Origin of the sequence: Aquincola tertiaricarbonis (genome assembly GCF_000969605.1) — a bacterium.
In the GTDB taxonomy this organism is placed as follows: domain Bacteria; phylum Pseudomonadota; class Gammaproteobacteria; order Burkholderiales; family Burkholderiaceae_C; genus Aquincola; species Aquincola tertiaricarbonis.
Map to the genome: position 1 here is coordinate 33,365 of NZ_JZUE01000007.1, position 13,883 is coordinate 47,247.

A 13,883-nucleotide genomic window follows, 5' to 3' on the forward strand; every position below is an offset into this window, starting at 1 on the left:
GCGGCCCGGCCCTTGTGATTCTGGGGATGGGCTGGTTTTGTCCCGATCAACAAGCGCGCGAGGCGGTGCTAGCGTGGGCGCAACAGCCCGAAGCCCGCCATGCAGTCCCACACCAAGAAACCGAGGCGCACTGCCGAGCGCATCCTGGATGCGGCACTCGAACTGCTCAACCGCTTCGGCGAGCCCAACGTCAGCACCACGCTGATCGCGGCGGAACTGGGCATCAGCCCGGGCAACCTGTACTACCACTACCCCGCCAAGGAAACGCTGATCAACGCTTTGTACGAGCGCTACGAGCTGGCGATGGCCGAACGCCTGGCGGAGGCTGGCAGCGTGCATTCGTTGGACACCGCCTGGCAGTTCTTCCACGCGCTGTTCGGCGTGGCGTGGGAGTACCGCTTCCTGTACCGCGACCTGAACGACCTGCTGTCGAAGAACCGCATGGTCGAGGCCCGCTTCCAGGCGGTGCTGGAGCGCAAGGCCCGCGCGGTGGAAACCGCACTGGAAGGCCTGGTGCACAACCAGTGCATGACCATCGGCCGCGAGGAGGCGGCGCCGCTGGCCCAATGCCTGGTGGTCATGGTGAGCTACTGGCTGAACCACGAATACGCGCGCGACCCGCGCCGTGCGCTGGAGCCGGAGCAGGCCGAGGCCACGCTGGCGCGGGCGGTCTACCATGTGCTGAGCCTGCTGCATCCCTACCTGGGCGCGGCGGCGCGCCAGCAGCTGCTGGCCCGGGCCACCGTCCGGCCCACAGCGGACCTGCATTGACGAGAGAAGTACGCCATGGGCCAGTGGACCGGCTATCCCCATCCCCTGTTTGCATTCGACCTGGACACGCTGCGCGCGCAGTGGCTGCGCCTGCACCAGGGCGACCAGGAGCCGCTGCCCGCCGACGAGGCGGTGCTGCAGGCCTGGGTCTGCTACCACGCCGGTGACTTCGAGCGCGCGCGCGACCTGGGCATGGCCGCGGGAGGGGCCGGCATCACCGCGGCCACCAAGGCGCAGATCGCCTACGCCAGCTACCTGGAGCCCAGCGAGACGGCGCGCATCGCGCTGTTTCTGCAGGCGGCCGAACGGGCCGAGGCCCTGACCGCACTGCAGCCGGCCAATGCCAATGCGCACTACCTGCTGGCCTCGGCCCTGGGCCGCTACAGCCAGAGCATCAGCGTGGCCAAGGCACTGGCCATGGGCATGGGCAGCAAGGTGCGCGCCAGCCTGGACACCGCGGTGCGCCTGCAGCCGGCGCATGGCGAGGCGCACATCGTGCTGGGCGCCTTCCATGCCGAGGTGATCGACAAGGTGGGCTCGCTGCTGGGCCGCACCCAGGGCGCCAGCGTGGAAGCCGGCCTGCGCCACTTCCGCCAGGCGCTGAAGCTGATGCCCGACAGCGCGCTGGCGCGGCTGGAATTCGCCAAGGGCCTGGTGATGCTGGAAGGCGAGAAGCGCCTGCCGGAGGCCGACCGGCTGTGCGCCGAGGCCGTGGCCTGCACGCCGGCCGACGCAGCCGAGCGGCTGCATGTGGACCGGGCGCGGGCCGAGCTGAACGACTGAATCAGACCACCACGGGGATTTCCGTGGCCGGCGGCGTGTTGCGGCTGCGGCCGCAGCGCACCAGGCCGTCGATCATCACCATGCCGATGCCGGGGATGTCACCCAGCTGCACGCTTTCCAGCAGCGTGCGGCCGGCGGTGTGCTGCGCACGGTCCATGAAGACGAAGTCGGCCGCGCGGCCGGGCTCCACCAGGCCGCAGTTGAGCTGGCGCATGCGGGCGGTGTTGCCGGTGGCGAAGCAGAACACCAGCTCGGCAGGGATGTTCGCCAGGCTGGACAGCATCGACACCATGCGCAGGATGCCCAGCGGCTGCACGCCCGAACCGGCCGGGCCGTCGGTGCCCAGGATCACCCGATGCGGGCACTTGAGCTGCATCGCGGCCTGCGCGGCGGCGATGGCCACCCTCTCGTTGCCGTTGTGCACGATCTCGATGCCGCGGCTGCTTTTCTCGCACAGCTCGCACACATGGGCCTCCGGCAGCGCGGTGTGGCCGCCGTTGATGTGGCCGATGATGTCGGCGTCGGCCTCCAGCACCACGTCCTTGTCGATCAGGCCCGAGCCGGGAATCGACGGCCCGCCTGTGTGGATGGTGCTCTGGATGCCGTGCTTGCGCGCCCAGGCCACCATCTGCTGCGCCTCGTAGCCGGCTTTCACCGAGCCCAGGCCCACCTCGCCCAGCAGCTTCACGCCGGCGTCGGCCAGGTCCTTGAAGTCCTGCTCGGTCATGCCCTTTTCGATCACCGGCGCGCCGGCCAGCACCTTCACGCCGCCGGGGCGGAAGTTGTCGAAGGCTCGCTGCGCGGTGATGGCCAGCGCCTTCAGGCCCACGATGTCCTTCGGCCGCCCGGGCAGGTGCACCTCGCCGGCGGAGATCATGGTGGTGACGCCGCCGTGCATCGACGAATCGATCCAGCCCAGCTGGCCCTGGCGCGGCGTCCAGTCGCCGAACACCGGATGCACGTGGCTGTCGATCAGGCCCGGCGCCACGCAGGTGCCGCGGGCGTCGATCACGGTGGTCGCGCCCTCGGTGTTGCAGTCGGCGGCCTGGCCCACCGCGGTGATCAGGCCGTCGTCGATGACGATGGTGTCGGCGTCGAGGATGGGTCGGTCCAGGTCGCCCGACAACAGCAGGCCGATGTTGCGGATGACGACCTTGCCCGACTGGGCGGATGCGGCGGCTTCGGCCATGCGACGTACTCCTTTGCGCGGTTGGCGGGTGGGCGGATGAAGGCGCTATGCGGGCGCGGCGGCCACGGTGCGCAGCACCGCGTCGATGACGAACCGTTCCCAGTGCGCCAGCGCGTCGGCGTTGTCCAGCGGCTCGCCGAGGAAGGCCGACAGCGTGTAGCGGTTGGACAGGTAGAAGTACGACATGCCGGCGATCATCAGGTACACGTCGCGCGCGGCGGTGTCGCTGCGGAACCGGCCCTGCTGCGCACCGCTGGCCAGGATGCCGGCGATCAGGTCCACCGCAGGCGACGAGTACTCGCGCGCCCGCAGGCTCTTGCCGATGTGCTTGCCGCGGTGCAGGTTCTCGGTGTTGAGCAGCGTGATGAAGTCCGGGTTCTTCAGGTAGTAGGTCCACATGAAGCGGATCACCGCCGTGAGCGCCTCCACCGGCTTGGCCACGTCGATCGACAACTCGGCCTCGGCGTCGTTGAAGCGGCGATAGCACTCCTCCAGCACGGCCACGAACAGGCCTTCCTTGCTGCCGAAGTAGTAGTAGATCATCCGGTCGTAGGACTTCGCGGCCTTGGAGATCTGGTCCACCTTGCCGCCGTCGTAGCCCTGCTTGGCGAACACCTTGGTGGCCGCCTTCAGGATGCTGTCGCGCGTGGCGCGGGCCGACAGCTCGCGCACGCCGGGCGGCCGCTCGGCGCCCGACGCGGTGCGGCGGGCGGGTGTGGCAGCGGGGCGGCGCAGGGTCTTGGTGGGCACGCGGGAAGGCTCGGCTGGGCTGTCAGCGGATCACTGCTCGGCGAAGGCCCGCTCGATCACGAAGTCGCCCGGCGTGGTGGTGTTGCCTTCCTTGAACTTGCGCTCCTCCAGCAGGTGCTTCAGGTCGCGCAGCATGGCCGGGCTGCCGCAGATCATCACGCGGTCTTCCGCGGGGTCGATGTTGGGCACGCCCAGGTCCTGGAACAGCTTGCCGCTGACCATCAGGTCGGTCACGCGGCCCATGTTCCTGTAGCTCTCGCGGGTGACGGTGGGGTAGTACAGCAGCTGCTGGCTGATCATCTCGCCCAGGAACTCGTGCTTGGGCAGGTGGTCGGCCACCAGGTCGTGGTAGGCCAGCTCGTCCTTCTGGCGCACGCCGTGGATCAGCACCACCTGCTCGAACTTCTCGTAGGTGGCGGGGTCGCGGATGATGCTCATGAACGGCGCCAGGCCGGTGCCGGTGCCCACCAGGTACAGGCGCTTGCCGGGCAGCAGGTAGTCGATCAGCAGCGTGCCGGTGGGCTTCTTGCCCACGATCACGGTGTCGCCCACCTGGATGTGCTGCAGCTTGCTGGTCAGCGGGCCGTCGGGCACCTTGATGCTCAGGAACTCGAGGTGCTCCTCGTAGTTCGGGCTGACGATGCTGTAGGCACGCAGCAGCGGCTTGCCGTTGACGCGCAGGCCGATCATCGTGAAGTGGCCGTTGGAGAACCGCAGGCCCGCGTCGCGGGTGGTGGTGAAGGTGAAGAGGCGATCGGTCCAGTGGTGGACGCTCAGCACCTTTTCTTCGTGGAAAGCGCTCATGAAGAGTTCCTGCTGCGAAGTGGATTCGGTTGGATGGAAGAAAGGCGGCGGCTGACCGGGATTTTGCCCTGCGGCGGTGCGTGCTTCGCCCGATTGCACCAACTCGGCTCCCGATGTAGCCTGCGCTACATCCTTGTTAAGTGAATGCTACATACACGGATGGTGCGCCGCAAGAAGAACATGCTGGCGCGCGTCTTGCACCCGGGGCTGCCGCCACACCACGATGAACCTGCGCACTTCCCACGTGAGCGTCCGATGAACGAACACACCAAGACCGACGGCCTGCCCGGCCTCGACCTGCCTGCGGTGCCGCAGGTGCTGGAGCGTGCGCGGCCGCGCAACGAGCGCATGGCTAGCGGCAAGATCGAATGCAACGCCTGCCCGGTGCTGTGCCAGATCTCGCCCGGCAAGACGGGCGCGTGCGACCGCTATGCCAACACCGAGGGCGTGCTGGTGCGGGTTGACCCGGTGCTGTTCCTGCGACGCGGCGCGGTGGAAGCGCGCGCCGCCGGCGAACCGCTGCCGCTGCTGCCGCTGGACGGCAGCGCGCCGGCCGAGCAAGCGGCCAGCGGCGACGACTTCTTCGTCACCGGCGTGGGTTCGTCCACCACCTACCCCGACTACAAGCCCGCGCCCTTCATCGTGGCCAGCCAGGCGCGCGGCGTGGACATGGTGACGGTGGTCACCGAGGGCATCTTCAGCTACTGCAGCTTCAAGGTGAAGATCGACACCGACCGCTGGCTGGGCCCCGAGCAGGCCAACATCCGCTGCAAGGGCGAGGTGGTGGGCCACGTCACCACGGCCGAATACGGCTCGCAGATGCTGTCGCTGGGCGGCGTGCACCACCTCACCGGCGGCAGCAAGAAGGAGGGCCGCGTCACGGTGGAGGTGATGCAGGCGCTGGGCAACAAGCAGCCGGTGGACCTGAGCATCGACGGCGGCTCGCAGATCACCATCCAGGCCGGCCGGGCGCCCATCGTCAACGGCGTGGAGGAGCAGCGCATGCGCGTGGGCTGCGGCTCGGCCACCATCGGCATCTTTGCCAAGCAGTTCTGGGGGCAGTGCGACGAAGTGGTGGTGGTGGACGACCACATCACCGGCGTGCTCACCGAGCACCAGGCCGGCAAGTGCCTGGACATGAAGCCCTCGGGCCTGAAGATCCGCGGCCGCAAGTCCACGCCGGGGCGCTACTTCCAGGTGGCCAATCCTGGCACCGGCTGGGGCGGCACCGACATCGCCGAGCCGCTGTCCATCATCGAGGGCTGGGACGCGGCCGTCGCCTGGCCGGGCCTGCGCTTGTTGATGACGTCAACCACCGGCGAGCATGCTGCCTGGTTCGTGCTGGACGAGCAGCTGGTGCCGCAGCCCGCGCCCATGCCCGCCGAGGTGCAGCGCGTGGTCGAGCGCATCGGCGAGAACTGCGAACCCTCGATGACCTCGGTGATGTTCCTCGGCGGTGCCGGCGGCAGCCTGCGTGCCGGCGTGACGGAGAACCCGGTGCTGCTCACCCGCGCCATCAAGAACGCGCTGGTCAACGTGACCTGCGGCGGCGCGCCGGCCTATGTGTGGGCGGGCGGCGGCATCACGGTGATGGTGGACGTGATGCGCATGCCGGACAACAGCTTCGGCACCGTGCCCACGCCGGCCATCGTCGCGCCCATCGAGTTCAGCATGACGATGGACGACTACCAGCGGCTGGGCGGCCACATGGAGCCGGTGCGCAGCCTCGGCCAGGCGCTGCGGCAAGGTGCCTGGCACCATGACGGCGCACCCACCCGGCGTGCCGACGTACCGGCGCTGCAGGCCAACGGCTGGCCGCTGGGCACGCCGCCGCTGCTGGGCTGAGCACGCATGATGGAAGCACAGCGCCATGCCCTGCACGACGGCCGACGGCATTTCCAGCATGGGCCCATCGACCTGCTGATCAGTGCGGAAGGCGATGCCCCCGCCGTCAACGCGGCACACGAGGCCGCGTGGCGCCGCTTCAGTGGCGTGCTGGCCGAGCTGGTGGCCGAGCTGCCGCTGCTGCGCCGGCTGGTGCGCGCCGAGCCCTGCCCCATGAGCGGGCCGATCGCCCAGCGCATGTGGCGGGCCTGCGCTCCGCTCGGCACCGCCTTCATCACCCCCATGGCCGCCGTGGCCGGCTCGGTGGCGCAGGAGCTCATCGGCTTCTACCAACGGCCCGGCATCCGCCGCGCCTGGATCAACAACGGTGGCGACATCGCGCTGCACCTGGCGCCCGGCACCAGCGTGCGCGTGGGCCTGCTGGCCGACATCGCCGGCTTCGATCCGCACCAGGCCGGCGGCCTGCTGGACACCGACGCGCAGTTCACCGTGCGCGCCGAGATGCCGGTGCGCGGCGTGGCCACCAGCGGCTGGCGCGGCCGCAGCTTCTCGCTGGGCATCGCCGACAGCGTGACGGTGCTGGCCCGCACCGCGGCCCAGGCCGATGCGGCTGCGACCGTCATCGCCAATGCCGTGGACGTGGTGCATCCGGGCATCCTGCGCCGCCCAGCCTGCGAGCTGAAGGACGACAGCGACCTGGGCGGCATCGCCGTCACCGTGGACGTGCCGCCACTGCCGCCGGCCCTGGTGGAACAGGCGCTGCAGGCAGGTGTCGAACGGGCCCGTGCGCTGCAGGCGCAGGGGCTGGTACAGGCCGCCGTGCTGGCCTGCCAGGGGCGTTTTGCATGCGTGGACAATCCCGTAGCCGGCCGGCTGCTGGAAGCACCGTCCATTGGTTCAGTACTTGCTTAATGAAACGGTGATGGAAGCTGCGATGATTGAGATCCGACGCGTCTTCACGCAGGTGGAAGACATCCACCACGAGTTCGGGCCGGTGGCCGCGCAGCCACTGCGGCGGGGCGCCATCGGCGTGGTGCTCACCAACCCGTTCGCCGGCCGCTACGTGGCCGACATCCTGCCGATGATGGACGCGCTGCAGCCGCTGGGCATCCAGATGGCCGAGCAGCTGCGTGCCGCGATGGACGTGCCGGCCGAGCGCATCGAGGGTTATGGCAAGGGCGCCATCGTGGGCGCCGCCGGCGAGCTGGAGCACGGCGCGCTGTGGCACGTGCCGGGCGGCTATGCCATGCGCGAGCTGCTGGGCTGGAAGGGCGACCGCGCGGCCTATGCCGCCGGCAAGGGAGAGGACAAGTCCGGCCAGCCCGGCAACGCGCTGTCCATCGTGCCTTCCACCAAGAAGGTGGGCCCGCCCGGCGCCACGCTGGACGTGCCGCTGACCCACATCAACGCCAGCTACGTGCGCAGCCATTTCGACGCGCTGGAAGTGCGGGTGCCCGGCGCGCCGCTGCCCGACGAGCTGGTGTACATCCTGGCGATGAGCACCGGCCCGCGCGTGCATGCCCGGGTGGGCGGCCTGAAGGCAGCCGACATCGCGCAATGGAACGGCCTGCGCTGAAGCACGAAACCGACGAAGGACCCGACACATGACTGCCAAGATCCGCAAGATCGTCGTCCAGGTGGACGAGACCCGCATGGAGATGGGCCGCCCGGTGCAGCCGCCGGTGCGCAAGGCCCTGGCCATGGCCGTGATCGAGAACCCGTATGCCGGCCGCTATGCCGAGTCGCTGGACGAGCTGATCGCCATCGGCGAGGAGCTGGGCGGCCTGCTGGGCGGCAAGTGCGTGCAGGCCCTGGGCATCGCGCCCGGCCAGGCCCAGAGCTACGGCAAGGCCGCCATCGTGGGCGAGGCCGGCGAGCTGGAACATGCCGCGGCCATCCTGCACCCGAAGCTGGGCGCGCCGCTGCGTGCGGCCGTGGAAAAGGGCGCGGCGCTGGTGCCTTCCAGCAAGAAGCGCGGCGGCCTGGGCACCGCGATCGACGTGCCGCTGGGCCACAAGGACGCCGCCTACGTTCGCAGCCATTTCGACGCGATGGAGGCCCGCATCGGCGATGCGCCGCGTGCCAACGAGATCGTCGTGTGCGTCGTTGTCACCGACAGCGGGCGCCCGCTGCCGCGCATCGGCGGCCTGCAGCATGCCGAGGTGCAGGGCACCGACGGCCTGCGCTGAACCTCTACCGCATTCATCCCTGGAGCAATTCCGATGGCACTCGTCACCTTCACCCGCCGCCGCCTTGCACTGGCCGGCCTGGCCTTCACCACCCTGGCATGGGGCGCGGCGGCACAGGCCCAGGCCGTGATCAAGATCGGTGAGGTCAACAGCTACAAGGCCCAGCCCGCCTTCCTGGAGCCCTACAAGAAGGGCATGGAGCTGGCGGTGGAGGAGATCAACGCCGCCGGCGGCCTGCTGGGCAAGAAGGTGGAGCTGATCACCCGCGACGACAACGCCAGCCCCGGCGATGCGGTGCGTGCGGCGGAGGAGCTGATCTCGCGCGAGAAGGTGGACGTGCTGGCGGGCTCCTTCCTGTCCAACACCGGCCTGGCGCTGACCGACTTCGCCAAGCAGAAGAAGTTCTTCTACCTGGCCGGCGAGCCGCTGACCGACAAGATCGTCTGGCAGAACGGCAACCGCTATACCTTCCGCCTGCGCGCCTCCACCTACATGCAGTCGGCCATGCTGGTGCCGGAAGCCGCCAAGCTCAAGAAGAAGCGCTGGGCCATCGTCTACCCCAACTACGAATACGGCCAGTCGGCCATCGCCACCTTCAAGACGCTGCTGAAGGCTGCGCAGCCCGACGTGGAGTTCGTGGCCGAGCAGGCGCCGCCGCTGGGCAAGCTGGACGCGGGCAGCGTGGTGCAGGCGCTGGCCGATGCCAAGCCCGACGCCATCTTCAACGTGCTGTTCGGCGCCGACCTGACCAAGTTCGTGCGCGAGGGCAACACCCGCGGCCTGTTCCAGGGCCGCGAGGTGGTGAGCCTGCTGACCGGCGAGCCGGAGTACCTCGACCCGCTGAAGGACGAGACGCCCAACGGCTGGATCGTCACCGGCTACCCCTGGTACGGCATCCAGACGCCCGAGCACAAGGCCTTCTTCCTGGCCTACCACGGCAAGTACAAGGACTACCCGCGCCTGGGCTCGGTGGTGGGCTACAGCATGATCAAGTCGCTGGCCGAAGGCATCAAGAAGGCCAAGAGCACCGAGACCGAGAAGCTGATCACCGCCTTCCGCGGCCTGGAAGTCACCGGCCCGTTCGGCAAGTTCCACTACCGCGCCATCGACCAGCAGTCCACGCTGGGCGCCTACGTGGGCCGCACCAAGAACGACAACGGCAAGGGCGTGATGGTCGACTACACCTACCTCGACGGCGCCAAGTTCCAGCCCAGCGACGCCGAAGTAAAGAAGCTGCGCGCCGCCGACTGAATGCCGTGCACGGTGCGGGCCGCGCCCGCACCGGCCGCCCACCCGTCCGAGATGCCCTGCCGCTGCGCGATGCCTGCAGCGGTGGCGGGGCTGCCTGTCTGATCGCCGAGCACACCGCCATCCGCCATGGATCTCTCCGGCTTCATCGTCCAACTGCTCAACGGCCTGGCCGGCGCATCGTCGCTGTTCCTCGTCGGGGCCGGCCTGTCGCTGATCTTCGGCGTCACGCGCATCGTGAACTTCGCGCATGGCTCGTTCTTCATGCTCGGCATCTACATCGCCTACAGCCTGACCGACCGGCTGGGCAGCGCCTGGTTCTGGCCGGCGCTGCTGCTGGCCTCGCTGGCGGTGGGCCTGGTCGGCGCGCTGGTGGAGATGACGCTGCTGCGCCGCATCTACCGCGCGCCGGAGCTGTTCCAGCTGCTGGCCACCTTTGCGCTGGTGCTGGTGATCAAGGACGCGGCACTGTGGCTCTGGGGCCCTGAAGACCTGCTGGGCCCGCGCGCCCCGGGCCTCACCGGCTCCATCGACATCCTGGGCCGGCGCTTCCCCACCTACGACATCTTCCTGATCTTCATCGGCCCCATCGTGCTGGGCCTGCTGTGGCTGCTGCTCACCCGCACCCGCTTCGGCACGCTGGTTCGCGCCGCCACGCAGGACCGCGAGATGGTGGGTGCACTCGGCGTCAACCAGGCCTGGCTGTTCACCGCCGTGTTCGCGCTGGGCGCGATGCTGGCCGGCCTGGGCGGCGCACTGCAGATGCCACGCGAGCCGGCCAACCTGGGCCTGGACCTGCTGACCATCGGCGATGCGTTCGTGGTGGTGGTGGTGGGCGGCATGGGCTCCATTCCCGGCGCCTACGTGGCCGCGCTGATCATCGCGGAGATCAAGGCGCTGTGCATCGGCATCGGCAACGTGGAGCTGTTCGGCATCGCCTTCTCGTTCTCCAAGCTCACGCTGGTGGCCGAGTTCCTGGTGATGGCCGCGGTGCTGGTGGTGCGGCCCTGGGGCCTGTTCGGCCGGCCGCAGGGCACCAGCCGCAACAGCGCACCGCCGGAAGAGCCGCTGCGCCCGGCCGGCAACGGCCTGAAGATCGCCGGCGCCGTGCTGCTGCTGGCCCTGGTGGCCATGCCCGCGGCCACCGCCGATGCGCCCTACCTCACCGTGCTGGCCATCGACCTGCTGACGGCCGCGCTGTTCGCCGCCAGCCTGCACTTCATCATGGGCCCGGCCGGCATGCATTCGTTCGGCCATGCGGCGTACTTCGGCCTGGGCGCCTATGCGGCCGCGCTGCTGGTGCGCAACGCGGGGCTGCCGATGGAGCTGTCGCTGCTGCTGGCGCCGGTGGCCGCCGCCGTGGGCGCGCTGGTGTTCGGCTGGTTCTGCGTGCGGCTGTCGGGCGTGTACCTGGCGATGCTCACGCTGGCCTTCGCGCAGATCGTCTGGTCGGTCACCTTCCAGTGGGACGAGTTCACCGGCGGCAGCAACGGCATCACCGGCGTGTGGCCGGCCGAATGGCTGTCCGACAAGACGCACTACTACTTCCTCACGCTGGCGCTGGTCGCGCTGGCGGTGCTGGCGCTGCGGCGCATCCTGTTCTCGCCCTTCGGCTATGCGATGCGCGCGGGCCGCGATTCACCGCTGCGGGCCGATGCCATCGGCATCGACGTCAAGCGCATGCAGTGGGTGGCCTTCGTGGTGGCGGGCTTGTTCGCCGGGCTGGCGGGCGCGCTGTACGCCTTCAGCAAGGGCAGCATCTCGCCCGACGTGCTGGGCGTTGGCCGCTCGGTGGACGGCCTGGTGATGGTGCTGCTGGGCGGGCTGCAGACGCTGTCGGGCCCGCTGGTGGGCGCGGTCACCTTCACCTGGCTGCAGGACACCGTGGCCCGCAGCACCGACTACTGGCGCGCCCTGCTGGGCGGCATCATCCTGCTGCTGGTGCTGGCCTTTCCGCAGGGCATCGCCGGCTTCGTGCGGCAGCTGTTCGCCAACCGCAAGGAGGCTGCGTGATGAGCCTGTTGAACGTCACCAACCTGGGCAAGTCCTTCGGCGGCAACCGGGCCGTCGATGGCGTGAGCTTCTCGGTCGCCAAGGGCGAGCTGCTGGCGCTGATCGGCCCCAACGGCGCCGGCAAGTCGACCACCTTCAACATGGTCAACGGCCAGTTGAAGGCCGACACCGGCAGCATCCAGCTCGAAGGCCAGGAGCTGATCGGCCGCCGGCCGCGCGACATCTGGAAGATGGGCGTGGGCCGCACCTTCCAGATCGCCGAGACCTTCGGCTCGCTGACGGTGGTGGAGAACGTGCAGATGGCGCTGCTGTCCAGCGACGGCCGGCTGTTCTCGATGTTCCGCCGGGCCGCCGACCACAAGCGCGACGAGGCGATGGCCCTGCTGGCCCAGGTGGGCATGGCTGCGCAGGCCGACCGGCCGTGCAGCGTGCTGGCCTACGGCGACGTGAAGCGGGTGGAGCTGGCCATCGCGATGGCCAACACGCCCAAGCTGCTGCTGATGGACGAGCCCACCGCCGGCATGGCGCCGAAGGAGCGCAACGAGCTGATGGCGCTGACCAAGCAGCTGGTGATCGAGCGCGGCATCGCGGTGCTGTTCACCGAGCACAGCATGGACGTGGTGTTCGCCTACGCCGACCGCATGATCGTGCTGGCCCGCGGCCGGCTGATCGCCGAAGGCAAGCCGGCCGAGATCCGCGACCATCCCAAGGTGCAGGAGGTCTATTTCGGCACCGGAAAAACGTTTGAGAAGAAGACTCCGCAGGTGCCCGCATGACTGCCGCGACTTCCGCCAATCCCGCCGACCTGCTGCTGGACGCCAGCGGCCTCAACGCCTGGTACGGCGCCGCGCAGATCCTGTTCGACGTGGGCCTGCAGGTGCGACGCGGGGAGGTGGTGGCGCTGATGGGCCGCAACGGCGCCGGCAAGTCCACCACGCTCAAGACCCTGATGGGCCTGCTGGTCAAGCGGCGCGGCAACGTGCAGTTCATGGGCCTCGACATCAGCCGCGCGCAGCCGCATGAGATCGCCCGCGCGGGCCTGGGCTTCGTGCCCGAAGACCGGCGCGTGTTCAGCGACCTCACGGTGCTGGAGAACTTCGAGGTGGGCCGCCAGCCGCCGCGCCGCTGGCCCGATGGCAGCGACGCACCGCTGTGGACGGCCGAGCGGCTGTTCCAGCTGTTTCCCAACCTGGGCGAGATGCCCGACCGCCCCGGCGGCCGCATGAGCGGCGGCGAGCAGCAGATGCTGACCGTGGCGCGCACGCTCATGGGCAACCCCTTCCTGGTGCTGCTGGACGAGCCCTCGGAAGGCGTGGCGCCGGTGATCGTCGAGCAGATGGCGCACATGATCCTGGCGCTGAAGGCGCAGGGCGTGAGCATCCTGTTGTCGGAACAAAACATGCACTTCGCCGAACTGGTGTCCGACCGCGCCTATGTGCTCGAGAAGGGCCAGATGCGGTACACCGGCAGCATGGCCGACCTGGCCGCGAACGAGGAAGTGCGGCGGGCCTACCTGAGTGTGTGACCAACGGAGCGCAACCATGAGCCGACCTTCCGCCCTTCAACGCCGCAGCTTCCTGCTGCAATCCTCCGCCGCCCTGCTGGCCGCCGGCACCGCGCCCTGGGCGCTGGCGGCGGACGCGCTCAAGCCCGACGACAAGTCGGCGCTGATCGTGGTGGACGTTCAGAACTGCTTCGTGCCCGGCGGCACGCTGCCCGTGAAGGGCGGGGACGAGGTGGTGCCGGTGATCAACCGCATCGCCCCGGCCTTCGCCAACATCGTGGTGACGCAGGACTGGCACACGCCGGGCCATGCCTCGTTCGCCAGCAGCCATGGCGGCAAGAAGCCGTTCGAGACCACGGTGCTGAAGTACGGCAACCAGGTGCTGTGGCCCGACCACTGCGTGCAGGGCACTGAGGACGCGGCGCTGCACAAGGACCTGAAGCTGCCCACCGCGCAGCTCATCATCCGCAAGGGCTTCAACAAGGGCGTGGACAGTTATTCCGCCTTCGAGGAGGCCGACCGCAAGACCGTCACCGGCCTCGCCGGCTACCTGAAGGCCCGCGGCATCAAGACGGTGTACGTCACCGGCCTGGCGACGGACTTCTGCGTGGCCTGGACGGCGATGGACGCACGCAAGGCCGGCTTCAACGTCTACGTGATCGAGGACGCCACACGCGCCATCGACTTGAACGGCTCGCTGGAAGCGGCCTGGAAGCAGATGGCGGCCAAGGGCGTCAAGCGCATCCAGTCGTCGGACATCGCGGCGGCCTGACGCCCTCTCCTCCAC

At 69.2% G+C, this 13,883-nt stretch carries 14 protein-coding genes; 11 read left to right on the plus strand and 3 right to left on the minus strand.

From position 1 onward, the window contains the following. Positions 1–99 precede the first annotated feature (99 nt). Positions 100–771, plus strand: coding sequence for a TetR/AcrR family transcriptional regulator (locus tag VO99_RS10035; protein WP_046112724.1), 672 nt, complete (start codon positions 100–102; stop codon positions 769–771). Between the two features lie 15 nt (positions 772–786). Beyond that, a complete protein-coding gene (locus VO99_RS10040) occupies positions 787–1,554 on the plus strand; it encodes a tetratricopeptide repeat protein (protein WP_046112725.1) in 768 nt (255 codons plus the stop codon). A gap of 1 nt (position 1,555) precedes the next feature. Here VO99_RS10040 and VO99_RS10045 read toward each other — a convergent pair whose 3' ends face one another. From VO99_RS10045 to VO99_RS10055, 3 genes are read right to left on the minus strand one after another with little or no spacing between them, the layout of a single operon-like run. Then, positions 1,556–2,743: an amidohydrolase family protein gene (locus VO99_RS10045; RefSeq protein WP_046112726.1), complete on the minus strand. Its 1,188-nt coding sequence runs from the start codon at positions 2,741–2,743 to the stop codon at positions 1,556–1,558. Positions 2,744–2,788: 45 nt separating this feature from the next. Then, positions 2,789–3,493, minus strand: coding sequence for a TetR family transcriptional regulator (locus VO99_RS10050; RefSeq protein WP_375136386.1), 705 nt, complete (start codon positions 3,491–3,493; stop codon positions 2,789–2,791). Between the two features lie 30 nt (positions 3,494–3,523). Further along, entirely contained in the window at positions 3,524–4,297 is a 774-nt protein-coding gene (locus VO99_RS10055; RefSeq protein ID WP_046112727.1) for a ferredoxin--NADP reductase, read from the minus strand. Positions 4,298–4,552: 255 nt separating this feature from the next. On the opposite strand from VO99_RS10055, the gene VO99_RS10060 reads away from it, so the two are divergent. The 9 genes from VO99_RS10060 to pncA all read left to right on the plus strand — a co-directional run bounded on the left by VO99_RS10060 (position 4,553) and on the right by pncA (position 13,868). Further along, the gene (locus tag VO99_RS10060) at positions 4,553–6,142 is read left to right on the plus strand and encodes a hypothetical protein (RefSeq protein WP_046112899.1); all 1,590 of its coding nucleotides are present in this window, start codon (positions 4,553–4,555) and stop codon (positions 6,140–6,142) included. Positions 6,143–6,151: 9 nt separating this feature from the next. Next, a complete protein-coding gene (locus VO99_RS10065) occupies positions 6,152–7,054 on the plus strand; it encodes a UPF0280 family protein (protein ID WP_046112900.1) in 903 nt (300 codons plus the stop codon). A gap of 22 nt (positions 7,055–7,076) precedes the next feature. Then, positions 7,077–7,718: an amino acid synthesis family protein gene (locus tag VO99_RS10070; RefSeq protein WP_046112901.1), complete on the plus strand. Its 642-nt coding sequence runs from the start codon at positions 7,077–7,079 to the stop codon at positions 7,716–7,718. A gap of 28 nt (positions 7,719–7,746) precedes the next feature. Next, a complete protein-coding gene (locus VO99_RS10075) occupies positions 7,747–8,331 on the plus strand; it encodes an amino acid synthesis family protein (RefSeq protein WP_046112728.1) in 585 nt (194 codons plus the stop codon). A 33-nt stretch (positions 8,332–8,364) separates the two neighbouring features. Next, on the plus strand, positions 8,365–9,582 hold the full coding sequence (locus VO99_RS10080) for an ABC transporter substrate-binding protein (RefSeq protein ID WP_083440496.1): 1,218 nt from the start codon (positions 8,365–8,367) through the stop codon (positions 9,580–9,582). Positions 9,583–9,708: 126 nt separating this feature from the next. Next, positions 9,709–11,592, plus strand: coding sequence for an ABC transporter permease (locus VO99_RS10085; RefSeq protein ID WP_046112729.1), 1,884 nt, complete (start codon positions 9,709–9,711; stop codon positions 11,590–11,592). After that, positions 11,592–12,368, plus strand: coding sequence for an ABC transporter ATP-binding protein (locus VO99_RS10090; RefSeq protein WP_046112730.1), 777 nt, complete (start codon positions 11,592–11,594; stop codon positions 12,366–12,368). The genes VO99_RS10085 and VO99_RS10090 overlap by 1 nt, the downstream gene beginning before the upstream one ends. Beyond that, complete coding sequence (locus VO99_RS10095) at positions 12,365–13,117, plus strand: ABC transporter ATP-binding protein (protein ID WP_046112731.1); 753 nt, start codon at positions 12,365–12,367, stop codon at positions 13,115–13,117. Before VO99_RS10090 ends, VO99_RS10095 begins: the two co-directional genes overlap by 4 nt. A gap of 16 nt (positions 13,118–13,133) precedes the next feature. Then, a complete protein-coding gene (pncA, locus tag VO99_RS10100; RefSeq protein WP_046112732.1) occupies positions 13,134–13,868 on the plus strand; it encodes a bifunctional nicotinamidase/pyrazinamidase in 735 nt (244 codons plus the stop codon). The last annotated feature ends 15 nt before the right edge of the window (positions 13,869–13,883 follow it).